Origin of the sequence: Sphingomicrobium sediminis, from assembly GCF_023805295.1 — a bacterium.
GTDB classification, from domain to species: domain Bacteria; phylum Pseudomonadota; class Alphaproteobacteria; order Sphingomonadales; family Sphingomonadaceae; genus Sphingomicrobium; species Sphingomicrobium sediminis.
The window spans coordinates 1,829,703-1,856,130 of record NZ_JAMSHT010000001.1; the positions used below are offsets into that span (position 1 = coordinate 1,829,703).

At 64.8% G+C, this 26,428-nt stretch carries 27 protein-coding genes and 1 tRNA gene; 15 read left to right on the forward strand and 13 right to left on the reverse strand.

Annotation, left to right across the window (positions count from 1 at the left end; translation table 11 throughout):
• Positions 1-4: 4 nt before the first annotated feature.
• From hisIE to NDO55_RS09475, 8 genes are read right to left on the reverse strand one after another with little or no spacing between them, the layout of a single operon-like run.
• Positions 5-592, reverse strand: coding sequence for a bifunctional phosphoribosyl-AMP cyclohydrolase/phosphoribosyl-ATP diphosphatase HisIE (gene hisIE, locus NDO55_RS09440; protein ID WP_341869976.1), 588 nt, complete (start codon positions 590-592; stop codon positions 5-7).
• Complete coding sequence (gene hisF / locus NDO55_RS09445; RefSeq protein WP_252114644.1) at positions 589-1,356, reverse strand: imidazole glycerol phosphate synthase subunit HisF; 768 nt, start codon at positions 1,354-1,356, stop codon at positions 589-591. The genes hisIE and hisF overlap by 4 nt, the downstream gene beginning before the upstream one ends.
• On the reverse strand, positions 1,343-2,065 hold the full coding sequence (locus NDO55_RS09450; RefSeq protein WP_252114646.1) for a HisA/HisF-related TIM barrel protein: 723 nt from the start codon (positions 2,063-2,065) through the stop codon (positions 1,343-1,345). The genes hisF and NDO55_RS09450 overlap by 14 nt, the downstream gene beginning before the upstream one ends.
• A complete protein-coding gene (gene hisH, locus NDO55_RS09455) occupies positions 2,062-2,646 on the reverse strand; it encodes an imidazole glycerol phosphate synthase subunit HisH (RefSeq protein ID WP_252114648.1) in 585 nt (194 codons plus the stop codon). Before hisH ends, NDO55_RS09450 begins: the two co-directional genes overlap by 4 nt.
• A complete protein-coding gene (gene hisC / locus NDO55_RS09460; protein ID WP_252114650.1) occupies positions 2,643-4,280 on the reverse strand; it encodes a histidinol-phosphate transaminase in 1,638 nt (545 codons plus the stop codon). The genes hisH and hisC overlap by 4 nt, the downstream gene beginning before the upstream one ends.
• Positions 4,277-5,572 (reverse strand): histidinol dehydrogenase, encoded by a 1,296-nt coding sequence (hisD, locus tag NDO55_RS09465; protein WP_252114652.1) that lies wholly within the window; start codon positions 5,570-5,572, stop codon positions 4,277-4,279. The genes hisC and hisD overlap by 4 nt, the downstream gene beginning before the upstream one ends.
• Positions 5,569-6,456: an ATP phosphoribosyltransferase gene (hisG, locus tag NDO55_RS09470; RefSeq protein WP_252114654.1), complete on the reverse strand. Its 888-nt coding sequence runs from the start codon at positions 6,454-6,456 to the stop codon at positions 5,569-5,571. The genes hisD and hisG overlap by 4 nt, the downstream gene beginning before the upstream one ends.
• Complete coding sequence (locus NDO55_RS09475) at positions 6,456-6,755, reverse strand: YerC/YecD family TrpR-related protein (protein ID WP_252114656.1); 300 nt, start codon at positions 6,753-6,755, stop codon at positions 6,456-6,458. Before NDO55_RS09475 ends, hisG begins: the two co-directional genes overlap by 1 nt.
• Positions 6,756-7,096: 341 nt before the next feature.
• Here NDO55_RS09475 and aroF point away from each other — a divergent pair, with 341 nt between their 5' ends.
• Genes aroF through trpA form a run of 7 tightly spaced genes read left to right on the forward strand, consistent with a single transcriptional unit; the run spans position 7,097 to position 14,609 of the window.
• Positions 7,097-8,107, forward strand: a complete 1,011-nt coding sequence (gene aroF / locus NDO55_RS09480; protein ID WP_252114658.1) for a 3-deoxy-7-phosphoheptulonate synthase — start codon at positions 7,097-7,099, stop codon at positions 8,105-8,107.
• Positions 8,107-9,627, forward strand: a complete 1,521-nt coding sequence (locus NDO55_RS09485) for an anthranilate synthase component 1 (RefSeq protein ID WP_252114660.1) — start codon at positions 8,107-8,109, stop codon at positions 9,625-9,627. Before aroF ends, NDO55_RS09485 begins: the two co-directional genes overlap by 1 nt.
• Complete coding sequence (locus tag NDO55_RS09490; protein ID WP_252114662.1) at positions 9,624-10,220, forward strand: anthranilate synthase component II; 597 nt, start codon at positions 9,624-9,626, stop codon at positions 10,218-10,220. The genes NDO55_RS09485 and NDO55_RS09490 overlap by 4 nt, the downstream gene beginning before the upstream one ends.
• 10 nt (positions 10,221-10,230) lie before the next feature.
• Positions 10,231-11,274, forward strand: a complete 1,044-nt coding sequence (gene trpD, locus NDO55_RS09495) for an anthranilate phosphoribosyltransferase (RefSeq protein ID WP_252114664.1) — start codon at positions 10,231-10,233, stop codon at positions 11,272-11,274.
• Positions 11,267-12,643 carry a bifunctional indole-3-glycerol-phosphate synthase TrpC/phosphoribosylanthranilate isomerase TrpF gene (gene trpCF, locus NDO55_RS09500; protein ID WP_252114666.1) on the forward strand — a complete coding sequence of 459 codons (1,377 nt, stop codon included), beginning with the start codon at positions 11,267-11,269 and terminating at the stop codon, positions 12,641-12,643. Before trpD ends, trpCF begins: the two co-directional genes overlap by 8 nt.
• Positions 12,640-13,815: a tryptophan synthase subunit beta gene (gene trpB / locus NDO55_RS09505; RefSeq protein ID WP_252114668.1), complete on the forward strand. Its 1,176-nt coding sequence runs from the start codon at positions 12,640-12,642 to the stop codon at positions 13,813-13,815. Before trpCF ends, trpB begins: the two co-directional genes overlap by 4 nt.
• Positions 13,812-14,609, forward strand: coding sequence for a tryptophan synthase subunit alpha (trpA, locus tag NDO55_RS09510; protein WP_252114670.1), 798 nt, complete (start codon positions 13,812-13,814; stop codon positions 14,607-14,609). Before trpB ends, trpA begins: the two co-directional genes overlap by 4 nt.
• On the opposite strand, the gene NDO55_RS09515 is transcribed toward trpA, so the two are convergent.
• The gene (locus NDO55_RS09515; protein WP_252114672.1) at positions 14,606-15,580 is read right to left on the reverse strand and encodes a hypothetical protein; all 975 of its coding nucleotides are present in this window, start codon (positions 15,578-15,580) and stop codon (positions 14,606-14,608) included. The two genes, trpA and NDO55_RS09515, sit on opposite strands and share 4 nt — an antisense overlap.
• Before the next feature lie 142 nt (positions 15,581-15,722).
• Between NDO55_RS09515 and NDO55_RS09520 the strand changes: the two genes are divergently transcribed.
• Positions 15,723-16,244: a DUF421 domain-containing protein gene (locus NDO55_RS09520; RefSeq protein WP_252114674.1), complete on the forward strand. Its 522-nt coding sequence runs from the start codon at positions 15,723-15,725 to the stop codon at positions 16,242-16,244.
• Positions 16,245-16,266: 22 nt separating this feature from the next.
• On the opposite strand, the gene NDO55_RS09525 is transcribed toward NDO55_RS09520, so the two are convergent.
• A tRNA-Gly gene (locus NDO55_RS09525) sits at positions 16,267-16,341 on the reverse strand.
• Positions 16,342-16,492: 151 nt separating this feature from the next.
• On the opposite strand from NDO55_RS09525, the gene NDO55_RS09530 reads away from it, so the two are divergent.
• Both NDO55_RS09530 and NDO55_RS09535 read left to right on the forward strand, forming a co-directional pair.
• Positions 16,493-17,404: a tetratricopeptide repeat protein gene (locus NDO55_RS09530; protein ID WP_252114676.1), complete on the forward strand. Its 912-nt coding sequence runs from the start codon at positions 16,493-16,495 to the stop codon at positions 17,402-17,404.
• Positions 17,401-18,033, forward strand: coding sequence for an LON peptidase substrate-binding domain-containing protein (locus tag NDO55_RS09535; RefSeq protein ID WP_425276888.1), 633 nt, complete (start codon positions 17,401-17,403; stop codon positions 18,031-18,033). The genes NDO55_RS09530 and NDO55_RS09535 overlap by 4 nt, the downstream gene beginning before the upstream one ends.
• 1 nt (position 18,034) lies before the next feature.
• Here the strand turns inward: NDO55_RS09535 and NDO55_RS09540 are convergent, their stop codons facing one another.
• Positions 18,035-19,249 (reverse strand): UbiH/UbiF/VisC/COQ6 family ubiquinone biosynthesis hydroxylase, encoded by a 1,215-nt coding sequence (locus NDO55_RS09540; RefSeq protein ID WP_252114678.1) that lies wholly within the window; start codon positions 19,247-19,249, stop codon positions 18,035-18,037.
• Positions 19,250-19,359: 110 nt separating this feature from the next.
• On the opposite strand from NDO55_RS09540, the gene NDO55_RS09545 reads away from it, so the two are divergent.
• The 4 genes from NDO55_RS09545 (at position 19,360) to ribA (ending at position 24,477) form a co-directional block, all read left to right on the forward strand.
• Complete coding sequence (locus NDO55_RS09545; RefSeq protein WP_252114680.1) at positions 19,360-21,678, forward strand: DNA translocase FtsK; 2,319 nt, start codon at positions 19,360-19,362, stop codon at positions 21,676-21,678.
• Between the two features lie 92 nt (positions 21,679-21,770).
• Positions 21,771-22,382: a LolA family protein gene (locus NDO55_RS09550; protein WP_252114682.1), complete on the forward strand. Its 612-nt coding sequence runs from the start codon at positions 21,771-21,773 to the stop codon at positions 22,380-22,382.
• 269 nt (positions 22,383-22,651) lie between these two features.
• Positions 22,652-23,443: an exodeoxyribonuclease III gene (xth, locus tag NDO55_RS09555; protein ID WP_252114684.1), complete on the forward strand. Its 792-nt coding sequence runs from the start codon at positions 22,652-22,654 to the stop codon at positions 23,441-23,443.
• Positions 23,440-24,477, forward strand: coding sequence for a GTP cyclohydrolase II (ribA, locus tag NDO55_RS12010; RefSeq protein ID WP_279639099.1), 1,038 nt, complete (start codon positions 23,440-23,442; stop codon positions 24,475-24,477). The genes xth and ribA overlap by 4 nt, the downstream gene beginning before the upstream one ends.
• On the opposite strand, the gene NDO55_RS09565 is transcribed toward ribA, so the two are convergent.
• Positions 24,474-25,124 (reverse strand): YggS family pyridoxal phosphate-dependent enzyme, encoded by a 651-nt coding sequence (locus NDO55_RS09565; RefSeq protein ID WP_252114685.1) that lies wholly within the window; start codon positions 25,122-25,124, stop codon positions 24,474-24,476. The two genes, ribA and NDO55_RS09565, sit on opposite strands and share 4 nt — an antisense overlap.
• A 21-nt stretch (positions 25,125-25,145) precedes the next feature.
• Between NDO55_RS09565 and NDO55_RS09570 the strand changes: the two genes are divergently transcribed.
• Entirely contained in the window at positions 25,146-25,664 is a 519-nt protein-coding gene (locus tag NDO55_RS09570; protein WP_252114687.1) for a thiamine phosphate synthase, read from the forward strand.
• On the opposite strand, the gene NDO55_RS09575 is transcribed toward NDO55_RS09570, so the two are convergent.
• Positions 25,661-26,392 (reverse strand): hypothetical protein, encoded by a 732-nt coding sequence (locus NDO55_RS09575; RefSeq protein ID WP_252114689.1) that lies wholly within the window; start codon positions 26,390-26,392, stop codon positions 25,661-25,663. The two genes, NDO55_RS09570 and NDO55_RS09575, sit on opposite strands and share 4 nt — an antisense overlap.
• Between the last annotated feature and the right edge of the window lie 36 nt (positions 26,393-26,428).

Genomic DNA, 26,428 nt, shown 5'->3' on the forward strand with positions numbered 1-26,428 from the left:
TAGATCAGCCGTGGCGCCGTTTCAATTCGTCCGTGACGTCGCGCAGGGAAAGATTGCTCGCCTTGAGCAGGACCAGCAGGTGATAGAGCAGGTCTGCCGCCTCGTTCTTGAGCTCTTCCCGGTCGCCCGCCGTGGCTGCCAGCGCCGCCTCGACGCCTTCTTCCCCGACCTTCTGCGCGATCCGCTTCACGCCCTTGTCCATCAGGCGCGCCGTATAGCTGCTGTCGGGGTCCGCTTCGGCGCGTTCGGCGATCACTGCCTCGAGCGTGGCAAGGAAATGCGGTGCGGTCTCGATCTCGAAACAGCTGTCAGGCCCCTTGTGGCAGGTTGGACCTTCGGGCTCCGCCAGGATCAGGATGGCGTCATTGTCGCAGTCGTCGTGAATGCTGACGACGTGCAAGCGATTTCCGCTGGTCTCGCCCTTTACCCAGAGTCGGTTCTTGGAGCGGCTGAAGAAGGTGACGAAACCGCTTTCCCGGGTCGCTTCCAGCGCTTTCTGGTTCATGTAGCCGAGCATGCGGACACGGCCGCCATCGGCTTCCTGCACGATGGCGGGGACCAGCCCGTCCATCTTGTCCCAGTCGATGTTCATCGGCGCACCTCCAGCCCCTGGCCTTCGAGATAGTCCTTAAGATCGGCAATGGCGATGCGCTTGTCATGGAACACGCTCGCCGCCAGCGCGCCCGAGCAGCCTGCGGCAAAGGCCTCCTCGAAATGCGCCATCTCGCCGGCACCGCCCGAAGCGATGACGGGAATGTCGACCGCTTCGCACAGCATCGCGAGCTGGGCGATGTCATAGCCCTTGCGGACGCCATCGCGGTTCATCGCATTGAGGACGATCTCGCCCGCGCCGAGCAATTCCGCGCGCTTGGCCCAGACCATGGTCGAGAGGCCGGCATCCTGCGTTTTCTCGGGGCGACCCGTATAGGCCTTCACTTCCCACTGACCGTCTTCGCTTGAGAAGCTGTCGATGCCGAGGACGACGCATTGGCGACCGAACGCATCGGCGAGCCGCGCGATGAGGTCGGGATCGCGAATGGCGGGCGTGTTGACGCTGATCTTGTCTGCTCCCGCGCCGAGCACGGCCGCAGCCTTCTCGACACTGTCGATGCCGCCGGCGACCGAGAAGGGAATGTCGATGACCTTTGCGACCTTGTGCACCCAGTCTACATCGACGCTGCGCCCGTCCGCGCTGGCGGTAATGTCGTAGAAGACCAGTTCGTCGGCGCCCTCTTCGGCATAGCGAAGCGCATGGTCGACAATGTCGCCGATGATCCGGTGATCTTTGAACTGGACGCCTTTGACGACCTTGCCGTCGGCGACGTCGAGGCAGGGGATGATCCTAGCCGCGGGCATGGGCGAGCCCTTCCGAGACGGTGAACTTGCCTTCCCAGATCGCCTTGCCGGTCACCGCCGCAGCAGCGCCCGCTTCGCGCAGCGCGACGAGGTCGTCGAGGCTGGAGACGCCGCCCGAGGCCTGGACCTCGATGTCGGGATAGCGCGTGGCGAGCGTGCGATAGAGGTCAACATTGGGCCCCTGCATCATGCCATCCTTGGCAATGTCGGTGACGAGCAGGTGCTTCACGCTCGGGAACCGGCCGAGCACGTCGTCGAGCGTCTCGCCCGAATCTTCGGTCCAGCCATGCTTAGCGACCATCGGCACGCCGTCATTCAAATTGATGTCGAGCGCGAGCGTGATATGCTCGGGACCGAAATGGTCGAGCATATTGGCGAAGGCCTCGGGTTCGTTGAGCGCAAGGCTGCCGATGACGACGCGCGCCACGCCGGCTTCGAACAGCGGCTTGGCATGGGCGGTACCGCGAATGCCGCCGGCGACCTGCAGCGGCAGGATGTCAGCAAGGCCCATGATGAAATCATGCTGCACCGGGCTGCGCGCGCGGGTCCCGTCGAGATCGACGACATGCGCCATCGCGGCGCCCGCATCGCGGAACGCGGCGAGCGCCTCCGCAGGCGTCTCGCCATAATCGGTGCGGCGATCGAAATCTCCCTGGCTCAGGCGAACCGGGCGATTGTCCATCAGGTCGAGGGCGGGCAGCAGCATCATGACGAAAGAAAGGCCTTCAGGAATTTGGCGCCGGGCGCTGAGGAGCGTTCGGGGTGGAATTGCACGCCCCAGAAATTCTTCGAGCGCACGACGACCGGAAATTTGCGGCCATAGGTCGCGCTCGCCGCGTCATAGGGCGAGGGCGGGCAGGCAAAACTGTGCGCGAAATAGACATGGTCGCCATTGGTTACGCCGAGCCCGGGGACCACGTCTTCAAGCCGAGTCCAGCCCATGTGCGGAACGGGACGATCAGGCGCAGCGAGCAATTTCGAGACCCGGCCCGGCAAGATGCCGAGCAGCGGACGATCGGTCTCTTCGCTTTCCTCGAACAGCAATTGCATGCCGACGCAAATGCCAAGCGTCGGGCCGCGCCGCGCGCGCACGGCATTGGCGAGACCGGCTTCTTCCAGCCGCTGCATCGCATAGCCGGCATGGCCGACGCCCGGCACGATCAGCCGGTCGGCACTGGCGACCACATCAGGGTCTGACGTCTTGGTTGGGGCAGCCCCGGCACGCTCGAACCCCAAGCGCACCGATTCCACATTGCCATAGCCAAGGTCGATCAGCGCAAGCGCCGTCATAGCATCCCCTTGGTCGACGGAATGCCGCCACCGCCGCCGGTCGCGAGACCCTGGCGAAGCGCGCGGCCGAACGCCTTGAAGCTGGCCTCGACCTTGTGGTGGTCATTCTCGCCATCGACCGTGACATGGATCGCGGCGCGCATGGAATCGGCAAGGCTGCGGAAAATGTGCGGGGTCATTTCGGTTGGGTAATCACCTAGCTTATCCGACGCAAAATCGCCGTCAAACTTGGCATAGGGACGCCCCGACAGGTCGACAAGCACCTCGGCCCGGGTTTCGTCCATCGGCAATGCGAAGCCGAACCGTCCGATGCCGGCACGGTCCCCCAGTGCCTGGTCGAGCGCGCTGCCGAGCGCCAACGCGACATCCTCGATCGTGTGGTGCGGGTCGATATGCGTGTCGCCGGTGCACGACAGGGTCAGCGCGAAACCGCCATGGCTCGCGACCTGGTCGAGCATGTGATCGAAAAAGCCGATCCCCGTGTCGATGACGCGCTTGGGCTCGGGCGCATCGAGATCCACCTCGATCGCGATCTGCGTTTCCTTGGTATCGCGGGTAATAGCGGCGCGGCGGCGTGGCTTTTCTGATTCGGAAATGCCGAAGACGGCGAGCATCGCGCGGTTTTCCGCCGGTGTACCGATGGTGATCCGCACGCCGCCCGGCGCAGCCTTGGGACGGAAGCGAACCTTCACCGCCGCAGCGGCGAGACGCTTGGCGAGGTCGGCGGGATCGTCGACCTCGATAAAGATGAAATTCCCACCTTCGTAGAGCGCCTGCACCTCATCGGCATCGCGCAGCAACGCAGCAAGGCGCTGGCGATCGGCGAGCAGCTGCTCGACCCGCTGGCGGTGGACCGGCATGCGTTCGGGCGCGAGCGATTTCATCGCCGCGTCGATCGACGGACCGGGCAGCGGGTAAGGCGGCGACACGCGCGCCATCCAGCCGTTGATGTCGGGCCCCGCAATTGCGCAACCGATCCGCGCGCCGGCAAGTCCATATGCCTTCGACAACGTGCGCAGGACGACGAGATTCTCGATCGTCCCCGTCTCGCCAGCCAGGCTCGGCGTGTCGGCGAACTCGCCATAGGCTTCGTCGGCAATGACCAACGTGTCGGGAAGCGCCGCGGCGATCTTGCGGACATCTGCAGGATCGACCGGGCTGCCGGTCGGATTGTTGGGCGTGCAGACGAACAGCAATTTGGGCGCGATACCGTCCTTGGCCGCTTCGATCACCGCATCGGCGTCGAAGCGATAGGCCGCGTCCATGCGGATGCTGTCGACCCGCGCACCCTGAATGCGGGCGAATTGGGCGTAGGCCGAAAAAGTAGGCTCGATGACGAGGATGCGATCCTCGCCCGGGCGCAGGAAGGCACGGCAGAGGAGGTCGATCGCATCATCGCTGCCTCGGCTGACCCACAGGCGCGCGTCGTCGACACCATAAAGGTCGGCCATACGGCGACGCAACGCGGCAGGCTGCGGCTCGGGATAGCGGTTGATCGTCTTGCCACCGGCAAGCGGTTCGAACGGATTTTCGTTGGCGTCGAGACGGACCGTGCCGGGCACCGGCGCACCGGCCAGATCGACCGGCGGCAGGCCCTTGAGGTCAGGACGAACGAGGCGGTCTGCGATGCTCATTCTGCTGCCTCGCTGACCTTCTCGGCGCGGATTTCGGCAGCGCGGGCATGCGCTTCCAGACCTTCGAGCCGTGCCAGGGCCGCCGCCGCAGGGCCAAGCCGCGCGGCTGCAGCATCGTCAATTGATTGAACGCTGATCGCTTTCATGAAGGAAAGCGCGGTGATTCCGCCCGTATAGCGCGCCGCACCGTCGGTCGGCAGGACATGGCTCGACCCTGCAAGATAATCGCCGAAGCTTTCGGCGGCTGCCGGACCAGCAAAGATCGCGCCCGCATTGGTGATACGCTCGGCTAGGCGCAGCGCATCGGCCGTAGGGAGGGCGATAGAGAGATGCTCGGCGGCATAGGTATTGGCGATCTCGACGGCTTCCTCGAGATTAGCGCAGCGTACGGCGCGCACGGGCGCAAAGTCGCCGCCCATGCTCGCCATCTGCGCCTCGACCTCGCGGCCGACCGCACCGATGATCGTGTCATCGGTGGCGACGAGGATGGCCTGCGCGTCTTCGCCATGTTCGGCCTGGCTCAACAGATCGGCAGCGATCCGTGCGGCATCGCCGCTGGCGTCGGCAATGACCATCAGTTCGCTCGGGCCCGCGGGCAGGTCGATACCGGGCCCGCCAGGCAGTGCGGCGACCTGCGCCTTGGCCTGCGCAACCCAGGCATTGCCGGGGCCGCAGATGCGGTCGACCGGCTCGATTTCGCCGGCACCGAAGGCGAGGGCAGCAATCGCCTGCGCGCCGCCAATGGTCCAGATTTCTTCGATGCCGGTAAGCTCTGCTGCCAGCGCGATCGCCGGATCGAGCCCGCCATCGGGGCGCGGCGGCGTGACGACGACGAGACGCTGCACGCCCGCGGTCAACGCCGGTACAGCCAGCATGAGGAGCGTCGAGAAGAGTGGCGCCTTTCCGCCCGGAATGTACAAGCCGGCGCTCGACAGCGGCACCCAGCGCTTTTCGACCGTCAGGCCCGGCACGGTTTCCACCGCGACATTCTCGGGCAGGGTCTCGCGATGGAAACGCGCAATATTGGCGCGGGCAAGGTCAATCGCGTCCAGGGTTTCGGCATCGAACAGACCACGCGCCTTGTCGGCATAGGGCGCGACGGCGATGCGCTGCGGCGCTCCGCCATCAATCTGCTCGCAAATTTCGACGAGCGCATCCCAACCCTCGCCGCGGATACGCTCGATAATGTCGGCCACGGCGCCGCGCATCTTGTCGTCGCCGCGTGTCGCCGGGCGCGCCAGCGCGCGCTTGCGGGTATCCGCGCCCGCCTTGGTCCAATCGGTAACTCTCATAGCATCATCTTTTCGATCGGCATGACGAGGATGTCGGTCGCGCCCGCCCGCTTCAAGGCTTCGAGCGTCTCCCAGAAGACGCTTTCCTGGCAGACCGCCTGCACCGCGACATGGCCCTCGCGGCCCAGCAGCGGCATGACGGTGGGCGCCTCGGCGCCGGGAAGGATGCGGGTGATCTCCTCGAGCGCCGTTTCGGGCGCGTTGAGCACGATATATTTGCTTTCCGCCGTCGCGATCACGCCATCGATCCGCGTCGTGAGCGCATCGGCGCGATCCGATTTCTCGCTGCCGATATCGGCGCGGGTGCGGATCAACACGCTTTCGCTTTCGAGGATCGTGTGCACCGGCTTGAGGCCGTTGGCCTCGAGCGTCTGCCCCGTCGAGACGAGGTCGCAGACATAGTCGGCAATGCCGAGGCGCGGCGCCAGTTCGACTGCGCCGTGCATGGTCACGACTTCTGCCTGGATGCCATTGTCTTCTAGGAACTTGCGGGTGAGCAAAGGATAGCTGGTGGCGATGCGCGTGCCTTCGAGATTGGCAAGCTCGAACGCTTCATCGGCAGGCGCCGCGAACCGCAGCGAACAGCCCCCGAAGCCGAGCCGGCACAGCACGTCGACATCCTCATTGGCGGGATCGAGCCGATATTCTTCGAGCACGTTCTGGCCGACAATACCGAGGTCACAGACACCGTCCCCTACCAGCGTGGGAATATCGTCGTCACGCACCAGCATGAGGTCGAGCGGGAAATTGGTGGCGCGGGCGGTCAGCTGCCCCTTGGACGAGCGGATCTTGATCCCCGCATCCTTCAAGAGCCGTTCGCTCGCTTCAGCAAGACGGCCCGATTTCTGGGTCGCCATGCGCAGGCGGGTCAGCGTGGTGGTCATCAGACGTCTTCCTTTTGCACACGCTCGAACAAGGTGCGGTAGCCGCCGGCGCGATCCTCGTTGAGGAAGCGCGCGACGCGCACGATGGTCGTCGTCGAAACACCGGTCAGGTCGTGGATCTGGCGATAGGTGTGCCCGCCGGCGGCGAGCAGCTTGGCCACCTCCCAGCGCTCGGCGAGGCTGTTGAGTTCGCTCGGCGTGCAGAGATCGGTGAGGAAGGCCCGCGCCTCTTCCGCATCGCGGATGAGGGTGAAGGCCTCGGCCAACTCCAAGATCGGTTCGCGCTTCGACGCGCTCATGCGAATCGCTCCGTTTGTTACAGCGTGTTAAAACAATGGAACGGCATCTAGGGGGCGATCGGGCGTCATGCAACCCCCGATCCACCTTTTTGCGCACGGCAAAAAAGAGGTGCTTGACTTGGCGCGGCTTGGCCCCATTCTTAAGGCGATGTCGATAAAGACTGCCTTTTCCAGCGCGATTCCCGCTGCTCGCCAGTGGTGGTGGCGCACGTCCATATGGCGGCGCTCGCACGGCTGATTCCATTACCGGATCGACCAAGAAGGCCCGCCCAACAGCGGGCCTTTTCTTTTGCATCCCCTCAGGCCCGCACCCCCGAACAACCCAACGGAGTGACCCTGAGATGATTATCGTAATGAAGCCCGAGGCCGACAAGGAAACGGTCGACCGATTGCTCGAGAAGATCGAGAGCAAGGGATTGAAGCCCCTGCACATGCCGGGTGCCGAGCGCGTCGTGCTCGGTGCGCTGGGCGACGAGCGCGTCCTCGCCGAATTGCAGCTGGAGGCCGAGCCGTCGGTCGAGAGCGTCAAACCCATCCTCGCGCCTTACAAGCTCGCCGCGCGCGACCTCCATCCGCATGATAGCGTCATCGAGATCGGCAATGCAGCGATCGGTGGCGGTCGTTTCGCGCTGATCGCGGGCCCCTGCGCGGTTGAGAATGAAGAGCAGGTCATGGCCAGCGCCAAGGCCGCAAAGGAAGCCGGGGCGCGGGTCCTGCGTGGCGGTGCCTACAAGCCGCGCACCTCGCCCTACAGTTTCCAAGGCCATGGGCCGGAAGGTCTCGAGCTGCTGCGCAAGGCAGGCGATGCGCACGACCTGCCGATCGTCACCGAACTGGTCGATACGCGCGACCTCGACCTGCTGGTCGAGAAATCGGACGCCATCCAGATCGGCACGCGCAACATGCAGAATTTCGAGCTGCTCAAGGCGGTCGGCGGGACCGACAAGCCGGTCATGCTCAAGCGCGGCATGGCGGCCAAGATCGACGACCTCTTGATGGCGGCCGAATATATCCTCGCCCATGGCAACGAGCAGGTGATCCTGTGCGAGCGCGGCATCCGCACGTTCGAAACGGCGACCCGAAACACGCTCGATCTCGCCGCAGTGCCGTTGCTCAAGGAAAAGACCCACCTGCCGGTGATCGTCGACCCGAGCCACGGCACGGGCAAGCGCGAGCTGGTGACGCCAATGGCGCTGGCAGCGGCTGCCGCAGGTGCCGACGGCGTGATGGTCGAGGTGCATTACAACCCGCCCTCGGCGCTGTCGGACGGACCCCAGTCGCTCTATCCCGAACAGATGGTGGCGCTGGGTGATCAGCTCGACCGCCTGCTGGGTGCCCTGGGCCGCGCCTGATGCGAGCACTCGGCCCCGGTCAGACCCGCTTGCTGAGCCGCCGGTTGCCCGGCGCGCACGATCCCGTGGCGCTGTTTGCAGCGCTGCACGGGGAGGGGCGCGCGCGGGCCCTGTTCCGGCGCACGGGCGAGCGGGCACTCATTCTCGTCGATTCAGCGATCGAGCTTGAAGCGACGGCGCGCGCGGCGCGTCTCGAAGCCGTCAGCGAGAATGGCCGGGTCCTGCTCGAACCCTTTGTCGCGGCCTGCAGCGATTATGTCGAAGGCCGCGATGGCGACGCTGTCCGGTTCGCCTTTCCCTCCGGCGAACCGGACAGCGAAGCCGAACGTTTGGAGGCACCCACACCGCTCGACCTGCTGCGCGCAATGACGGGCGCGATCCATGCGACCGATCGAGACGAACCGTTCGCGCTCGCCGCGCTCGGCATCATCGGCTTCGACCATGTCGACATGCTGGAAACGCTCCCGGCGCGGCCCGATGGGAGGTTTCCCGATCTCGCCTTCGCGCTCGCCGAAACCCTCGTGGTGGTCGAGCCCTCGGGCGCGGCGCGGATCCTGTCGCTGGCGGCAGGTCATGAGGAGCCGGACGAGGAACATCGCCTCTATCATCTCGCCAGCGAGCGCCTCGCCAAACTTGCCGCGCGGATCGAGCAGGCTCGGCTTCCGGCGCTAGCGGACGCACCCTCAATCGAGGCGTCGCCAGATCTCGACGATGCAGCCTTCGAAGCCGCCGTTATCCGTCTCAAGGAGAATATCGCGGCGGGCGACATCTTCCAGGTTGTGCCGAGCCGGGCCTTCGCGGCCCCGTGCAGCGATCCGCTGGCCGCCTTCCGCCGCCTCGTCGCCGCCGACCCCAGCGCCTATCATTTCTTCGTCGAGACCCGCGCCGGGACGTTGTTCGGTGCCTCACCCGAAAATGCCGTCGAAGTGCGCCGCGACGGCGACGGGCTCGCCGTTTCGGTCAGCCCGATTGCCGGAACGCGGCCGCGCGGGCGCACCGATGACGAGGATGATCGCCTCGAAGCCGATCTCCGCCTCGATGCCAAGGAAGTCGCCGAGCATCTGATGCTGGTCGACCTTGCCCGCAATGATGTCGCGCGCGTTTCGCAGGCAGGCTCGCGCCGTGTCACCAGCCTGATGCGGGTCGAGCGGTTCGCCAAGGTAATGCATATCGTGTCGACCGTCGAAGGACGCCTGCCCGAAGGTCGCGATGCGGTGCATGCCATCCGCACCTGCCTGAATGTCGGGACGCTTTCAGGCGCACCCAAATTGCGCGCGATCGAATTGATCCGCGAGGTCGAGACCCAGCCGCGCGGCCCCTATGGCGGCGCAGTCGGCTATCTGACCGGGCGCGGCGAGATGGACAGTGCGGTCGTGATCCGCTCCGCCTTGGTCGAGGACGGCGTCGCCCGTGTGCGCGCTGGTGCCGGCGTCGTCGCTGACAGCGACCCTGCCTCGGAAGCCGCCGAGACGCGCGCCAAGGCCAGCGCCATCCTCACGGCCCTGGGAGCCGCGGCATGAGGCTCACGTTCATCGATAATCGTGACAGTTTCACCTTCAACCTGGTGGACGCCTTCACCATGGCAGGCGCCGATGTGCAAGTAGTACGCAATAGCATTAGTGTAGAAAAAGCACACGAAATTGCGGATGGTGGTGCGCTCCTCATCTCGCCGGGTCCCGGAACGCCCGCCGATGCCGGCTGCATCATCGAACTATGCAAGGCAGCGCGTGGCCGCATTCCGCTCATTGGCGTCTGTCTTGGCCACCAGGCAATCGTCGAGGCCGCCGGGGGAACCGTCGAACGTGCCCCCGAGCCGATCCACGGCAAGGTCAGCCACCTCGTCCATGACGGCGGTGGTGTCCTTGCCGGCCTGCCCAGCCCGCTGGCGATCGGACGATACCATTCGCTCTGCACGCCGCTTGCCTCCTTGCCCGACCATTTCACGGTCGATGCCGCGCATGACGGCATGGCGATGGTGGTGCGCGACGAGCCCGGTCTTCAGATCGGGTTGCAATTCCATCCCGAATCCATTCTCACTCCGCGCGGCGACCGGCTCGTCGCGGGCCTCATCGACTGGGCCCGCGCTGCTGCCGAGCGCCGCCAAGCTGCCTAAGGAAGTCATCGTGTCCGACGTCGTCACCCTGCCGCCCGACCAGCCGGTCCAAAATCCGCTCCCCAAGCTCCTGTCGGGCGAGGACCTGCCGAGCGTGGATTCGCGTCACCTTTTCGAACGGCTCGTGCTGGGTCGCCTCAGCGAAGCGGAAATCGCCAGCGTGCTGGTCGCGCTGCGCATGAAGGGCGAGACGCCCGAAGAAATGATCGGCGCGGCACAGGCTTTGAGCGCTGCAGCAGAGCCATTCGACAGCCCCGACAGGCTGTTCGCCGACTGTTGCGGCACGGGCGGGGATTCCTCGGGCATCATCAATATCTCGACCGCCGCCGCTTTCGTCGCTGCCGCCTGCGGGCTGCCGGTCGCCAAGCATGGCAATCGCTCGGTCAGCTCCAAATGCGGATCCGCTGACGTGCTCGAGGCACTGGGCGCCAAGATCGACATTCCTGCCGACGCCTCGCGCCAATTGCTCGACGAAACCGGCTTCTGCTTCCTCTTTGCCCCGGCCTACCATCCCGGCATGCGCCATGCGGGGCCGGTGCGGAAACAGCTCGGCGTGCGCACCGTGATGAACCTGCTCGGCCCCTGCATCAATCCGGCGCGCCCGCCGGTGCAGCTGCTGGGTGTGGCCGATCCCACCTTGCTGCGGCGCATTGCCAAGACGCTCGATGCGCTGGGTGTGGAGCGCGCGCTGGTGGTCCATGGCTCGGGCCTCGACGAGCTCGCGCTGCATGGCGACAGCCGTGTCATCCGGCTCCAGAACGGGGCGCTCAGCGAAGAAGTGATTGCGCCCGAAGAGGCCGGCGTAACGCCCGCACCCCTGAAAGCCTTGGTTGGCGGCGATGCAGCGGAAAATGCGCGCCGCCTACGCGCCATCTTCGACGGTCAGGGCAGCGAGGCCGAACGCGATGCCGTCGCCTTGAACGCCGGCGCCTTGCTGCATGTCGCCGGGCTGCACGCAACGCTTCCCGAAGCCGTCGCTGCTGCCATCGCCGCTATCGACAATGGCGAGGCGGGCGACGTGCTGACCAACTATGTGGAGGCCAGCAATGGCTGATGTGTTGGCGCGCATCGTCGCGCGCAAACGCGAAGAAGTGGCGACGCGTCTCGGCGGCAAGCAGGTCCGCGCCATGCCGACGCGCCGGAGCCTCATCGAAGCGCTCCGCCAGCCGGGCGCGCGTTTCATCATGGAAGTGAAGCCCAAAAGCCCCTCGGGCCATGTCGCCCGGCACAAACCCGAGGATGCATTGGCCGCCTATCGTCCCGTGGCCGATGCGATCAGCATCCTCACCGACGAAGAAGATTTCGGCGGCTCGCTAGAGCTGCTCGCGACCTTGCGCCGCGATTATGGCGGACCGATCCTCGCCAAGGACTTTATCGTCGATCCGGGACAAGTGTCCGAGGCCCGCGCACGCGGCGCCGATGCCGTGCTCGCCATGCTCTCGGTGCTCGACGATGACGGTGCGCGCGCCGTGCTCGACCACGCCGCCACGCTCTACATGGATGTTCTGGTCGAGGTGCATGACGAGGCCGAACTGGACCGTGCGCTTGCGCTCGGGGCCAAGCTCATCGGCATCAACAATCGCGACCTCAAAACGCTGACCACCGACCTCGCCGTCACAGAGCGGCTCGCCGGCCAGGTGCCGGACGATGTGACGCTGATCAGCGAAAGCGGCGTCCGAAACCATGGCGACGTGCAGCGCCTGTCGCCCATCGTCGACGGGTTCCTGGTCGGCTCGTCGCTGATGGCGGCGGAGCATGTCGCGCAGGCCGCACGGCATCTCGTCCACGGGCCGGTCAAGCTGTGCGGCATGGCCCGCGTCGCCGACATTGCCCGCGCCGCCAAGGCCGGGGCCAGCCATGTCGGCTTCATCTTCGTCGACGGCACGCCGCGCCATGTCTCGGTCGAGCGGGCCCGCACCTTGGGGCTGATGGCGCACGATTTCGGTATGAAGACGGTCGGCGTGTTTCGCGACCAGCCGATCGACAGGATCGCGCATATCGCGCGCACGCTGCGCCTCGATGTCGTCCAAATGCACGAGCGCCACGCCGGGACACGCGTCGCCGCCCTGCGGCCGCACCTTCGCGACGGCATCGAGATCTGGGCATTGGCCGGGGTTGAGGGCGGTGCTGCCGATCCACATATCGACGCTGCCGACCGCATGCTGTTCGACACCGTCAAGGATGGTCGCACCGGCGGGACCGGCACCGCATTCGACTGGTCGGCTCTGGATGGGCATGCGGGCCTCGCAAGCGGCTTCATTGCTGGCGGGATCGACCCGGAGAATGCGCCGGTCGCAGCGACATCGGGTGCTTATGGCATCGACATTTGTTCGGGCGTCGAGAGCGAACCCGGCACCAAGGACCCTGAGCGGATAAAGGCGCTGTTCAACGCGCTCCGCCCGGCCGACCGGAGGCAGGCATGAAGCAGTTTGGACGTTTTGGCGAGTTTGGCGGGGCCTACATTCCCGAAATCCTCGTGCCCGCCATCGAACAGCTCGAGACGGCTTACCTCGACGCGCTCGAGGACGAGGACTTCCTTGCCGAGCTCGACCATCTCCTCACCACCTATGCCGGTCGCCCGACGGCGCTCACGCGCTGCAAGAATATCGGCAATGACAAGGTCCGGCTCTACCTCAAGCGCGAGGACTTGCTGCACGGCGGGGCGCACAAGACCAACCAGGTCATTGCGCAGGCTCTGCTCGCCAAGCGGATGGGCAAGACGCGCCTCATCGCCGAAACCGGCGCAGGCCAGCATGGCGTCGCCACCGCGATCGCCGGCGCGATGTTCGGCATGGAGACCAAGATTTACATGGGCGCCGAAGATGTGGAGCGGCAGTCGCTCAACGTCTTCCGCATGGAGCTGATGGGCGCGGAGGTGATCCCCGTCACGATCGGCAGCCAGACCCTGAAGGATGCGGTGAACGAAGCCTTGCGCGACTGGACCGCCAGCTTTGCCGATACGCATTATCTACTCGGCACCGTGGCCGGGCCGCATCCCTTCCCGCAGATGGTCCGCGACTTTCAGCGCGTCATCGGCAAGGAAGCCCGCGCCCAGATGCTGGAGCGCGAAGGGCGCCTGCCCGATGCCGTCCTCGCCTGTGTCGGCGGTGGCTCCAATGCGATCGGCATCTTCCACGACTTTGTGCCCGACACGGATGTGGCCTTGGTCGGCGTCGAGGCGGCCGGAAAAGGCTTGGACAGCGGCGAACATGGCGCGACGCTGCAAAAAGGACGCCGTGGCATCCTCCATGGCGCCGAGACCTTCCTCATGCAGGACGAGCATGGCCAGGTCGGCATGAGCTGGTCGGTGTCCGCCGGGCTCGACTATCCGGCTGTCGGCCCCGAACATGCGCACCTGATGACCAGCGGCCGCGCCACCTATGTCGGCGCGACCGACGAGGAGGCGCTCGCCGCATTCCAGCGCCTGTCGCGCGAGGAGGGGATCATCCCCGCCTTCGAGACCAGCCACGCGCTGGCCGAAGCATTCAAGCGGGTCGAAGCCGCGATCGAGGCCGATGGAGAGCTGTTGCTGCTCGTCAACCTGTCGGGGCGTGGCGACAAGGACATGGCGCAGGCGCGGGAGCTGCTGAAATGAGCACGCAGCGTTACGGCGCGATGTTCGCGCGCCTCGAAGATGCGGGCGAGGGTGCGCTCGGCGCCTTCCTGATGCTCGGCGATCCGGACCTCGAGACGAGCGCCGAATTGCTCGATGCGGCGGTCGAAGGCGGCGCGGACATGCTCGAGGTCGGCATCCCCTTTTCCGATCCCGTCGCCGACGGTCCGGTGATCCAGGCCGCGGCCTCGCGCGCTTTGGAGGCAGGCGTCACGCCAGACGATTGTTTCGACCTCATCCGCCAGTGCCGGGAAAAACATCCGCACGTTCCGATCGGCATCCTCACCTATGCCAACCTCGTCGCCGCCAAGGGACGCGAAGGTTTTGCCCGCGCCGCCGCCGAGGCGGGCGCCGACAGCCTTCTGGTCGCAGACGTACCCTCGATCGAAGCGCAGCCCTATGCCGATGCGGCCCGCTCGGCAGGGATCGACCCCGTCTTCATCGCCGCACCCAATTCGAGCGCGGCGGCCATCGAACGCGTGTCGCATCTCGGCTCGGGCTACACCTATTGCGTGGCGCGCGCCGGGGTGACGGGCCAGCGCAGCGACATGGCGCTCGACCATGACACGCTATTCTCCGCACTGCGCAGCCACGGCGCACCGCCGCCCGTGCTCGGCTTCGGCATCTCTACATCGGAGCAAGTCCGCGCCGGGCTGGACGCAGGCGCCGCTGGCGTGATTTCAGGAAGCGCCATCGTCAATGCGATGGCCGAGGCGGACGATCCGGCAGCTGCGGTTCGCTCGCTGGTGGCAGAATTGAAAACCGGGACGCGCTAGCAGATCGTGTTGGCGCCTCGCAGCCACTTCTTGCTCACGGTCTTGAGCCCATTCCCGGTATAGATTGCGCTCGAACGGGACGCGCGGGGCGTGTAGGCGACGAAAATCTGTTCATTGTCGCATAGAAAATCGGGGCGACTGAGCGTGCCCGACTGCCCGATCAGCCGCGGACTGCTGCCCGCCGCCAAATCATCGATGATGAACAGGTCGCTATCATCCGTGTCCCAGGCGAGGCTGTTCTGGTCCGGGGACACTGCCAGCAAGCGTGCCACTCGCAGACCCTCCGGCAGCACGGTCTCAGGGATTTGGGTCGTCAGGTCGACACGGTCGATACGATAATAGGACCCGCCTTCTGCGTCGCGGCCGGTGAACATCGTTCCATAGAGCGTGTAGCTGCCATCGCCGTCCGACAGCAGGTCGCACGAAATATATCGCTCGCCCTCCGGTAGCGGATAGACGGGGCTTCCCGGGCCACCGCTGGCGTCCGCCATCATGACATTCTGTTCCAGATAATCGATGTAGGTCACCTTCAATCCGTCATCCGAGAGGTCGTTGCAGCCGCGCGAATAGTCCGAAATGCGGACCGTCGAGGTCGTGAGGATATTGCCATTGGCATCAAGGTTGACGTCGACCACGAAGATCGGCCGGTCGGGACCGTCATATCCGGTCGTGACAAGGCGGATCAGCGCGTCATTCACATAATGGGCATCGGCGACATTCTGTCCGATCTCCCCCGGCTGGACCGCGCGCTGACGATTGGACAGGGCAAGCGAGGACAGGGTGACGAACTCTCCGTCGCGATTCGTGTAGTCCTCATAAGCGAGCTCGAGCGGGCCAGTCGGCTCTTCTTCACCCGCGCCGCCTCCATTTCCACCACCCTTGCCCGGCGGCGGCTTCACTTCGCCGGCAAGCGGCGTGGCGAGCATTGCCCCGGCGAGCAGCGCGATCGAGAATTTGGCGAAGCGTGTCATGATCGGTCCCCTAACCCCCACATCGGGACGCGACTGATCGATGAGCCTGTGAGAGCCGACTCGTGACGCTGATGTAATTAACAGAAATTAAACAAGATGATAAGGGGACGGAGCCTTCGGGTAGGCCGCGCATTGAGGTGTCATGTTCCATCCCGAACCCATTGCCGACATGGTCCTTCGCGGCCTTGTCCTTGCCGCCATCGCCCTCGTCTGGGTCGTCATCAACGTGCGGATCCTCGGTCTGCGGAGCTTTTCCAAAATGACGAGTTTCGACTTCGTCATGACGGTTGCGGTGGGCTCATTGCTAGCCGGGGCGGCGCAGGCATCCGAATGGACCGGTTTCGGCCAAGCGCTGATCGCGGTCTCCGGCCTCTTCATCGTCCAATTTTTCGTCGCCAGCATCCGCAAGTCGAGCGACCCGTTCGAAAATGCGATCGGCAACAGCCCCGTCCTGCTGATGCGCGACGGGGTGATCGACGACGAGGCGCTGCGGCGCACGCGAGTCAGTCGCGGCGACCTCATCGCCAAGCTGCGCGAGGCCAATGTGCTCGATTTCTCGCAAGTCCGCGCCGCGATACTCGAATCGACCGGCGATGTCAGCGTGTTGCACGGCGACAAGCTCGACGAGGCATTGCTCGACAATGTCGAGCGCCTCGAAGGCTGATTCCCATGGATGTATGGAAAAATGGAGCGGGCGAGGCGATTCGAACGCCCGACCCTCACCTTGGCAAGGTGATGCTCTACCCCTGAGCTACGCCCGCTCATGGCGGGTCGGGAATCAGTGCTTCCCGACCGGGTGGAGGGGCAGATAGCGGGCATCCGACGATGCTGCAACCCCTTTTCAAGCCCTGCTTGCCGATAAGCGCACGCACCCCATATGAAGGAAGCAATCGACAGGAGTGAATTGACGCCATGGCCAGCCTTTCTATGACCCCCGACGAACAGCAAGCGCTCAAGCGTTTCGAAGCGCAGGTCATCCAGCCCTCGATGGAGAAGCTGGTGCTGGTCCAGTTCACCGCCGAGTGGTGCGGGCCCTGCAAGCAATTGTCGCCCATCCTCGACCAGATCGCGCAGGATTTTGCCGACAAGGGCGTGTTGCTCGAGCGAGTCGATGTCGATGCCGAGAAATTCATTGCGGCGCAGTTTCGCATCCAGTCCGTGCCGACCGTCTACGCCATCTTCCAGGGCCAGCCGGTTGCCGACCTCACCCAATATCGGACGCCCGGCCAGCTGACCCAGGTGCTCGACCAGCTCGTGCGCCAACTGCCCCTCGGCGGCGAGGCGCAGCAGAAAGAGCAGGAAGTCGCGCCTTTGCTGGCCATGGGCGACGAGGTGCTCGAATCAGGCGATGCCGAACGCGGCATGATCCTCTTCACCCAGCTGATGGAAATGGACGCGGGCAATCCCAAGGTGATTGGCGGGCTCGCACGCGCGATGATCCTTGCCGGCAAACAGGACGATGCCGCGGCATTGCTCGACGGCGTCGAGGAGAAGATTGCCGACGACCCCGCCATCGCGCAGGCTCGGGCCCAGCTCAAGATGGCCAAGGCCGGCGAGGCCGCCGTCGACACCGCGCCCTATATCGCGCGGCTCGAAGCCGACGAAAATGACCATGAAGCCCGCTTCGCGCTGGCGCAGGCCGCGATGGCGGCGGGCGAGCGCGATGCGGCTGCGGATCAATTGCTCGAGATCATCGGCCGCGAACGCGATTGGGAAGACGGCAAGGCCCGCGCGACCTTCCTCGAACTGCTCGAAGCGGCGGGACTCGAAGACGGCTGGTCGTCGCAGCAGCGGCGGCGCCTCAGCGCGGTGCTGTTCACATGATGGGCGCCAAGCCCGCCCGCGTTCCCATCTTCCCGCTGCCCGGGGCGATCCTCTTCCCCCGCGCCCAGCTCCCGCTCCACATTTTCGAAGCGCGCTACCGCGACATGGTGCGCGATGCCGCATCCAGCGATGGCCGTATCGCGATGATCCAGCCAATCGGGCTGGAGGACGAGACGCGGCTGCACAAGGTCGGCTGCGTCGGCGAGATCGTCGCCATGGACGAGCTTGATGACGGGCGCTTCAACATCGTGCTCGAAGGTGCCGAACGTTTCCGCCTGATCCGCGAGGCCGAGGTCGACACGCTCTATCGGCAGGCCGATGTCGACCTTGCCGCGTTCGTCGAGGGCGACCCCATTCCGCTCGGCCCGGCGCGCCGCTCCTCGGTGGAAGACGAAGCGCGCAAGTTCGGCGATGCACTCGGCCTCGAGGTCGATTGGGAAGCGGTGACACGGCTCGATGATGAGACGCTCGTCAATGCGATCGCGCAGGTCGCGCCGTTCGACATTTCCGCCAAGCAGGCGCTGCTCGAAGAAAGCGGCCTCGCCCAGCGCGCCGACCTGCTAGTCCAGCTGATGCAATTCCAGCGCATCGCCCCCGGCGGCCCGGAAGCCGACCAGACGCTGCAATAGTCTAGATCGGAAGGCCGCGCAGCAAGAGCGGCAGGTCGCCGGAGGTGCCGCGGGCTTCGTCCATCAGCCTTTGTTTGACCGGGCCAATCCGATCGATCAGTGCCATGCCGAAGCGGCGCACCGCCGAGGCTGGCTTCCCGGGAATGCCGTAGAGCCGCGTCAGGCTGTCGGTCGCCATCGCCACCATCAGCGTGTCGAGGCTGCGCCATTTCTCGTAGCGGTCGAGCAAGGCTGCATCGCCAAGGTCGAGGCCAAGCCGCGCGCCGTCGACGAGGACTTCGGCCAATGCCGCGGCATCGCGATAGCCAAGGTTGACGCCCTGGCCGGCAATCGGATGGATGCCGTGCGCGGCGTCGCCGATCATGGCGAGCCTGGTATCGGTCATGCGGACCGTATGGTGGAAGCCGAGCGGATAGGAGGAGCGCGGCGCGATCATCTCGATCTTGCCGAGAAAGCCGCCCATGGCCGCTTCGGCTTCTGCAGCGAAGCCTTCATCATCGAGCTTGAGCAATCCAGGGGCGTCAGCCGAGCTCACCGACCAGACGATCGCCGAGCGATGCCGCCCGTCCGCACCGTCCGTCATCGGCAGCAGGGCGAAGGGCCCGGCCGGGTAAAAGATCTCGTAAGCGATATCGCCGTGCGGTTGCTCATGAACCAAAGTCGAGACGATCGCGGCATGATCGTATTTCCAGCGGGCGACACGGATACCCGCAGCGTCGCGGGTCGGCGAATTGCGTCCTTCGGCAGCGACCATGAGCGGCGCAGCGATCGTGTCGCCATTGTCGAGCGTCATGCGCACGCCTTGTTCATCGCGAACGGTCTCGGCCGACTTCCGACCGAACCGCAGGTCGATATTCTTGCCGGCCTTGGCGCGTTCCAGCAGCGCGATACGCAGATGGCGATTCTCGTGCATCCAGCCGAGTGGTTCGCCTTCTCCTTCGCTATCGAAGACCAGCCCGCCCGGCGCGAGGCCGTCGGCAACCTGGATTTTGGCGATCGGATTGCCGGGTTCGGGGAAATGGGCGCTGATGCCCAGCGTGTCGAACATCCGCTTGGATGAAGAGGACAAGGCGCTGGTGCGCCCGTCGAACGCGCCGGTCAGCCGCGCCTCGGGATCGGCGGGGTCGACGACAATGCAGGAAAGGCCGGCGCTATCGAGCGCCGCAGCGAAGGCGAGGCCGACGAGCCCGCCACCTGAAATGATCACATCGCTCATGACGATGTCATGTAGGACAGAGCCGGTTGTTGCGATAGGGGCGACAAATATTTGACCCGAACGAGCGAGCGGACTCTAATAGGGGTCAAGGGCAAGGCGAAGGGAGCGGCATGGCCACGCGCGCGAAAAAGAAGGCGAATAGCTGGGGCGAGACGGTGTCCGCCTTCACCGGACGATTGTCGCGCCGTGTCTGGGGCGGGTTGCTCGGCATCATCGGGCTGACCTTTGCCGCCGCGTTGGTCAGCCACGATTCGACCGATCCGAGCTTCTCGACTGCTGCGGGCGGCACCCCCGCCAACTGGATGGGGGGAATCGGTGCCTATGCTAGCGATGCAGTCACCTTCCTGTTCGGGCTGGGTGCCTGGCTGTTCGTTCCCTTGCTGTTGATCGCGGCATGGCGACATTTGCGGCTGGCCGAACCTGCGCCTGCAGGGCGTTCCTTGCTGCTATCCTTCATCGGCGTCGGGCTTGTCGGCACGGCGCTCGCGCTGCTGCCGGCCAGCGCAACCAGCGACCTGCCGGCGGGATGGGGCGGGCTCATCGGGATGGGCGGCGCCGGTCTCGTCGACGGCGGCGTCGCGCTGATCGACAATGAATCGATCGAAGGGCCGGTGCGCCTCTCGCTGCTCGGCATTGCCGCCATTGCAGGACTCGCCTTCTTCGTGATGGCCGCGGCCTTGCGCGACGAGGAGCGCGATAGCCTCAAGGCGCTTGTGCCCAATCGCGATACGCTGGTCCGCACCCCTCGCGCGACCAAGCCCAAGCGCGAAAAGCTGTCTCGTCGCGAGCGCAAGTCGGCGGCGGCCAAGGAAAAGGTCGCCATCGCCGAGCGTGCCGGCCCGGTCGTAGCCTCGGGTCGTGCCAAGCCTGCAAAGCCACGCCGCGCGCAGGGCAAGCAGACGAGCCTCGCTTTGGGCGACGGGTTCGAACTGCCCGCGCTCGACCTGCTCGCCCCGCCGGGCGAAGAGGTGAATGCCAAGGTCGACAAGGCCGCGCTCGAGCGCAATGCGCGCCTGCTCGAAAGCGTGCTCGAAGACTTCCATGTTCGCGGCGACATCGTCGAGGTGAAGCCGGGTCCGGTCGTCACCATGTACGAACTGGAGCCCGCCAGCGGCATCAAGGCGAGCCGCGTCATCCAGCTCGCCGACGACATCGCCCGCAATATGAGCGCCTTGTCCGCCCGCGTCGCGACCATCCCGGGGCGCACGGTGATCGGCATCGAGCTGCCCAACCAGGAGCGCGACTACGTCAACATGCGCGAGCTGTTAGGCAGCGAGGATTTTGCCACGGAAGACCGCGCGCTGCCGATCATCCTCGGCAAGGACATTTCGGGCGAGCCGGTCATCGCCGACCTCGCACCCATGCCGCATTTGCTCGTCGCGGGTACCACGGGGTCGGGCAAGTCGGTCGGCCTCAACGCGATGATCATGAGCCTGCTCTATCGCCTGAGCCCCGACGAGTGCCGCTTCATCATGATCGACCCTAAGATGCTCGAACTCAGCATCTACGACGATATCCCGCACTTGCTGGCACCAGTGGTGACCGAGCCTGCCAAGGCGATCCGCGCTCTCAAATGGACCGTCGAGCAGATGGAAGAGCGTTATCGCATGATGGCAAGCCTATCGGTGCGTCAGCTTTCCAGCTTCAACAAGAAGGTCATCGAAGCGCGCGCCAAGGGCAAACCGCTGGGGCGCAAGGTGCAAACTGGTTACGATGCCGAAACGGGTCAACCGACCTACGAGACCGAGCAGCTCGATTACGAGCCGCTGCCGCAGATCGTTGTCGTGGTCGACGAACTTGCCGATCTCATGATGACCGCGGGCAAGGATGTCGAATTCCTGATTCAGCGTCTCGCCCAGAAGGCGCGCGCGGCGGGCATCCACCTCATCATGGCGACGCAGCGCCCCTCGGTCGATGTCATCACCGGCGTCATCAAGGCCAACCTGCCGACCCGCATCAGCTTCCAGGTCACCAGCAAGATCGATTCGCGCACCATTCTCGGGGAGCAGGGCGCCGAACAGCTGCTCGGAAAGGGCGACATGCTGTTCATGCCCGGCGGCAAGCGCATCAATCGCGTCCACGGTCCCTTCGTCTCCGACGACGAGGTCCGCGCCGTCGCCGACTTCTGGCGCGCCCAGGGCCAGCCCGATTACATCCAGGCGGTCACCGAGGAGCCCGAAGATGGCGGCTTCTCGTTGGACGGTGCGCCCGAGGACGATAGTGAAGAAAATGCGCAATACCGCCAGGCGGTGCAGATCGTAGCCGAGAGCCAGAAGGCCTCAACCTCCTATCTGCAACGCCGCTTGCGCGTCGGCTACAACACTGCGGCCCGCCTGATCGAGGAAATGGAAGAACAGGGCCTGATCAGCGGGCCCGATCATGTTGGTCGCAGGGAAGTCTTGATCGACCGCGACGGCAACCGCATTTAGGGAACACAATCGCTGAACGGCAGGTTCAGAGGCGGTTCAACCCGTCTGGCATAGTCCGGACGCCAAGACTTTTCATTGGAGTTTGGAAAGATATGAGCCATTTTCTTCGCAACGGCGCAATTGCCGCTTCCGCCGTCGCCATGGTCGCCGCACCGGTCGTCGCGCAGAGCGAGCGCCGCGCCACGATCAGCGAGGTCGAACAGCATCTCGCCCAGACCCGTTCGCTGAGCGCGAACTTCACCCAGACCAACGAGAAGAATCAGAGCTTCCGCGGCACGCTGGCGCTGAAACGCCCGGGCAAGATCAAGTTCGACTTCGGCACCAGCGCCAACATGACGCTCGTTTCCGAGAACGACCGCCTCTACTTCCTCGATTATGACGTGAACCAGAAGGATAGCTGGTCGATCCGCAACTCGCCGCTGTCGGTCTTGCTCGAAAGCAATCCCGATCTCGACCGTATCGCCGAAGTGTTGCCGACCAACGACCCGCGCGTCGTTCTCGTCAAGGCCCGCGATGCGCGTCGTCCCGAATTCGGCACGCTCATCCTGTCCTTCACCAAGAGCTCGGCCGGCCCTGCGGGCCTCCGCCTCGAAGGCTGGGTCGCGATCGATGCCCAGGGCAAGCGCACCAATATCAGCCTGTCGGGCCAGCGCTATAATGGCAGCATCCCCGACAGCCGCTTCGCCTATCGCGACATCGACTAGTCAAATATCTGGTAGCAAAGAGAAACTGTTCATCTTGGCGCAAGCTACCAAGGCTTACAAAAGTGTCGATAGCGACTCGCCCGGGGTTTCCCCCTGTTACCCGTAGGCTCCGCTATCGCCTTGCGTGACGAACGCTAGGTCGGCCCTCGCTCCATGCCCCCGGAGCGGGGGCCTTTTTGTTGATGCTTGGGCGCTGCCACTGGCGAGAGGCGGAAGGCCTCGCTACATGAGGGGCTGACCTCCAGAACCAAAGTTTCGAAAGCTTTCCATTGCCTTCTCTCAAAATTGCCAGCTGGAATATCAATTCGGTGCGCGCACGGCCGGATCTCGTCTCGCGCTTTCTCGAGGAAGCCGATCCCGACATTCTATGCCTCCAAGAAACCAAGGCGCATAACGACGTCTTCCCGCGCAAATTCTTCGAAGAGCGCGGCTATCCGCACATCGCGCTGAATGGGCAAAAGATGCATCACGGGGTGGGGACGATTTCCAAGGTCCCGCTCGAAGAGGACCTGCGGCACGACTGGCAGGACAATGGCGAAGCGCGCCATATTGGTGTTCGCGTGGCCGGCAAGTTCCGCCTCGAAAATGTCTACGTACCCGCTGGCGGGGACGTTCCGGACCGTGACGTCAACCCGAAATTTGGCCAGAAACTGGACTTTCTGGGTCGTATGACGGAGTGGGGCCAAAAGTTGGCTGAGCCGACTTTGCTGGTCGGTGACTTCAACATTGCGCCCTTGGAATGTGACGTCTGGAGCCACAAGCAATTGCTCAACGTCGTGAGCCATACGCCGATCGAGGTCGAGACGCTGCAGCGCTTCAAGGATTCGCACGATTGGGTCGATCTGGGGCGCAAGTTCATCCCGGCGCCCGAGCGCTGCTTCACTTGGTGGAGCTACCGATCGCCCGACTACACCAAGAATGATCGCGGCCGTCGTCTCGACCATATGTGGTGCTCGCCGACGCTCGAAGACAAGGTTACCGGCCACGAAGTGCACGAACCGGTGCGCGGCTGGGAAAAGCCGTCCGATCACGTGCCTTTGGTGTGCGAGGTACAGCTTTGAGCGAGGCCTTTCCGGTCGAACGGGCAGTTGCCCGGCTTCGGCTGGGACGGCCGGTGACGCTTGAAGATGGCCGTGACACGCTGACCTTCGTGGCAGTGGAGACTGCCAGCGCGGCGTTGGTCGAAGAAACGGGCGAGGGTGCAGGGCTTATCCTCAGCGGCCAGCGCGGCGCTGCGTTGGGGCTTTGCAACCAGAAGGGCGCGGCCAATGCCAGCAACCCGGTGCGCCTGCGCATGGAGCCATGGCTCGATCTTGAGACCATGCAGCGCCTCGTCGATCCAGCCGGCGACTTCGAACGTGCGCCGATCGGGCCGCTGACCTGCACCGACGGATCCGCACTCGATTCCGCGGCAATCCGCCTGCTGCTCCATGCTGGGCTGATGCCCGCGGCATTGGTCGTGAATGTTGAGGCAGACGCGCTTCCGGTAGAGAAATTGGCGGAAGCCCGCGGGAAAATGACGCAGGTCTCCAGAGCAAAACTGCCGGTCGATGATCTGCCGGAAAGCCAGATCGCCGTATTTCGCGACGGGATCACGGGGGCCGAGCATGCGGCGCTGATCGTCGGGGCCTTTGGCGGGGAGCCGCCTTTGGTGCGCCTGCACAGCGAGTGTCTGACCGGCGACGTGTTCGGCAGCCTCAAATGCGATTGCGGGCCGCAGCTCAAGGCGGCGCTCGACATCATTGGCGCGGCGGGAGGCGGTGTGCTGCTCTATCTGCGCCAGGAAGGGCGCGGCATCGGGCTCGGCAACAAGATCCGCGCCTACGCCCTGCAGGATCGGGGCCTCGATACGGTCGATGCCAATCGTCGACTCGGCTTTGGCGATGACGAGCGCGACTATGGCATTGCTGCAGCGATGCTACGCGAGCTAGGGATCGACAAGGTGCGATTGCTGACCAACAATCCCAACAAGATGGCGGGGCTGGAGGGCGAGGGTGTGACGGTCACCGAACGCGTGGCGCATCACATGCCCACCAATCCGCACAATGCCGACTATATCGCGACCAAGAAGGCGCGATCGGGCCATCTCGATTAAGCGGGACGCTCCCCGAAGATCGCCGAGCCGATGCGCAAGTGGGTCGCTCCCAGCATCACCGCATCCTCATAATCGCCAGACATCCCCATCGAGAGGCCGGTGACGTCATGACGTCGCGCCAGCTCTGCCATCAGGGCAAAGAAGGGCGAGGCTTCGAGGTCGGCGGGCGGAATGCACATGAGTCCCTTGAGGGGCAGCTCACGCTCGCGGACTTTGGCGAGAAAATCGCCGAGCCCATCGACCGCCACGCCGCCTTTCTGCTCCTCGCCGCCGATATTCACTTGGACGAAAAGATCGGGGCAGTTGCCGGTCTTTTCCGCCTCCTTGGTGATCGACTTGAGCAGGCTCATCCGGTCAAGCGAGTGGATCGAGGCACATAGCGCCATCGCATCGGCTGCCTTGTTCGACTGCAATTGCCCGATCATGTGGACGCGGGCATCGGGATACTCTTCGAGCAGCCCGGGCCACTTATCCTGCGCTTCCTGCACGCGACTTTCCCCGAAATCACGATGCCCGGCTTCGAGCAACGGGCGGATCGCGTCCGCGTCATGCTTTTTCGACACGGCGATCAATGTCGGAAGGTCTTTTCGCCCGGCTCGCTTGGCGGCCAGGGCGATCTGGTCCTGAATGTCTTGGATGCTGGCCATGGGCGCGGCTATAGCAGGCCGATGCCGCCTCGCCAGACCTTCTTTACCGACGAACGCGTCGCGCATGACGAGATGATCGCAATTCTCGAGAGATTGCCGCAGGGGAGCGGGGTCGTCTTTCGCCACGACGGGCTGCCGGGGCTCAATCGTATTCGCCTTGGGCAGAAAGTGGCTGAAATTTGCCATAGCAGAGGGCTGGTTCTGTCGGTTGCAGGGGAAGTCTCACTGGCCCACCTGCTGAATGCAAAGATGGTGCACCGGCCGGCACAAGATCCCGAAGGCCTTCCCTTCAGCCTGCCTGTCCATGACGAAGCCGAAGCGCGTGATGCGCGCGAGCGCGGCGCCGACTTGATCTACGTTTCGCCTGTCTTCGCCACGCAATCGCATCCGGGTGCGCCACATCTGGGCCTCGAACGCGCGAAGCAGCTCGCAGAAATGGCGGGATGTCCGGCCATCGCGCTAGGCGGCATGGACGAGACGAGATTTGCTGAATTGTCGGGATTTGCCGGCTGGGCCGGCATAGGCGCATTCGCGGCCTAGAACTTCAGCGCACCGCCAACATAGACGGCCTGGCTGTCGACCCGCGCGCCATCGGCATTAGGCACCGGCAGGCGTTCCTGATCGATGCGATAGCGAACACCGCCGGTAACGGCGATATTGCGAGTCACCTTGATCGCACCGCCGACATCGAGCGCGTAGCTGTCGCGCGGGTTGATGGCGGGGGCCGGATCCTGGCTCTGACGATCGGCCGACACGGTCACGCGGCCTTCGAAATCCTTGAGGTCGTAGCTGACGCCGACGCTGGCACCTTCGCGATCGACCAGCGAGGGCGCAGTGCTGCGGGTCGAACCGACTTCACCGGTGAGGCCGAAACGCTTCCAGCCGACATCGACGCCGAGATTGTAGCTCGACTGGGTAATTTCGGTGCGCTGTCGGACCGGCTGCGTGACTTCGCTGACGCGGCGCTCGGCATTGGTCGGTCGCGGCGCGGTGCTGTCACGGCGATTCACTTCGACGCGAAGTCGCGAGTCGCGCGCTTGCGGATTGGCGGGCGTGAAGGAGAAGCTGCGGGTCCCGGGATTGCGCGAGGCATAGGCTGCGGCAAGGCGCGGATCGCCATTGGCCGGGGTAAACCCGACCGGACGCTCGACGCGCGGGCTGCGCTCACTCTCGGGATCCTGCCGATCCTGGGCCGTTGCGGGCAGGGTCGCGGCGACGATGCCGACGGCACAGACAGCGGAAAGCAGGGCCGGGCGCACCAGCGCCAAACCTTTCTCCCCCTCTGTAAATGTGCACCCTGTTTG

Excerpts from the sequence above, each read along its gene's own strand:
- NDO55_RS09485 (WP_252114660.1), top strand. The coding sequence starts at position 8,107 with ATGCGAGCACTCGGCCCCGGTCAGACCCGCTTGCTGAGCCGCCGGTTG.
- trpB (WP_252114668.1), top strand. The coding sequence starts at position 12,640 with ATGAAGCAGTTTGGACGTTTTGGCGAGTTTGGCGGGGCCTACATTCCC.
- NDO55_RS09515 (WP_252114672.1), bottom strand. The coding sequence starts at position 15,580 with ATGACACGCTTCGCCAAATTCTCGATCGCGCTGCTCGCCGGGGCAATG.
- NDO55_RS09490 (WP_252114662.1), top strand. The coding sequence starts at position 9,624 with ATGAGGCTCACGTTCATCGATAATCGTGACAGTTTCACCTTCAACCTG.
- trpCF (WP_252114666.1), top strand. The coding sequence starts at position 11,267 with ATGGCTGATGTGTTGGCGCGCATCGTCGCGCGCAAACGCGAAGAAGTG.
- NDO55_RS09545 (WP_252114680.1), top strand. The coding sequence starts at position 19,360 with ATGGCCACGCGCGCGAAAAAGAAGGCGAATAGCTGGGGCGAGACGGTG.
- hisIE (WP_341869976.1), bottom strand. The coding sequence starts at position 592 with ATGAACATCGACTGGGACAAGATGGACGGGCTGGTCCCCGCCATCGTG.
- aroF (WP_252114658.1), top strand. The coding sequence starts at position 7,097 with ATGATTATCGTAATGAAGCCCGAGGCCGACAAGGAAACGGTCGACCGA.
- NDO55_RS09565 (WP_252114685.1), bottom strand. The coding sequence starts at position 25,124 with ATGGCCAGCATCCAAGACATTCAGGACCAGATCGCCCTGGCCGCCAAG.
- NDO55_RS09535 (WP_425276888.1), top strand. The coding sequence starts at position 17,401 with ATGATGGGCGCCAAGCCCGCCCGCGTTCCCATCTTCCCGCTGCCCGGG.
- hisH (WP_252114648.1), bottom strand. The coding sequence starts at position 2,646 with ATGACGGCGCTTGCGCTGATCGACCTTGGCTATGGCAATGTGGAATCG.
- NDO55_RS09450 (WP_252114646.1), bottom strand. The coding sequence starts at position 2,065 with ATGATGCTGCTGCCCGCCCTCGACCTGATGGACAATCGCCCGGTTCGC.
- hisG (WP_252114654.1), bottom strand. The coding sequence starts at position 6,456 with ATGACCACCACGCTGACCCGCCTGCGCATGGCGACCCAGAAATCGGGC.
- NDO55_RS09570 (WP_252114687.1), top strand. The coding sequence starts at position 25,146 with ATGCCGCCTCGCCAGACCTTCTTTACCGACGAACGCGTCGCGCATGAC.
- hisD (WP_252114652.1), bottom strand. The coding sequence starts at position 5,572 with ATGAGAGTTACCGATTGGACCAAGGCGGGCGCGGATACCCGCAAGCGC.
- trpA (WP_252114670.1), top strand. The coding sequence starts at position 13,812 with ATGAGCACGCAGCGTTACGGCGCGATGTTCGCGCGCCTCGAAGATGCG.
- NDO55_RS09520 (WP_252114674.1), top strand. The coding sequence starts at position 15,723 with ATGTTCCATCCCGAACCCATTGCCGACATGGTCCTTCGCGGCCTTGTC.
- hisC (WP_252114650.1), bottom strand. The coding sequence starts at position 4,280 with ATGAGCATCGCAGACCGCCTCGTTCGTCCTGACCTCAAGGGCCTGCCG.
- NDO55_RS09475 (WP_252114656.1), bottom strand. The coding sequence starts at position 6,755 with ATGAGCGCGTCGAAGCGCGAACCGATCTTGGAGTTGGCCGAGGCCTTC.
- NDO55_RS09530 (WP_252114676.1), top strand. The coding sequence starts at position 16,493 with ATGGCCAGCCTTTCTATGACCCCCGACGAACAGCAAGCGCTCAAGCGT.
- NDO55_RS09550 (WP_252114682.1), top strand. The coding sequence starts at position 21,771 with ATGAGCCATTTTCTTCGCAACGGCGCAATTGCCGCTTCCGCCGTCGCC.
- NDO55_RS09540 (WP_252114678.1), bottom strand. The coding sequence starts at position 19,249 with ATGAGCGATGTGATCATTTCAGGTGGCGGGCTCGTCGGCCTCGCCTTC.
- hisF (WP_252114644.1), bottom strand. The coding sequence starts at position 1,356 with ATGCCCGCGGCTAGGATCATCCCCTGCCTCGACGTCGCCGACGGCAAG.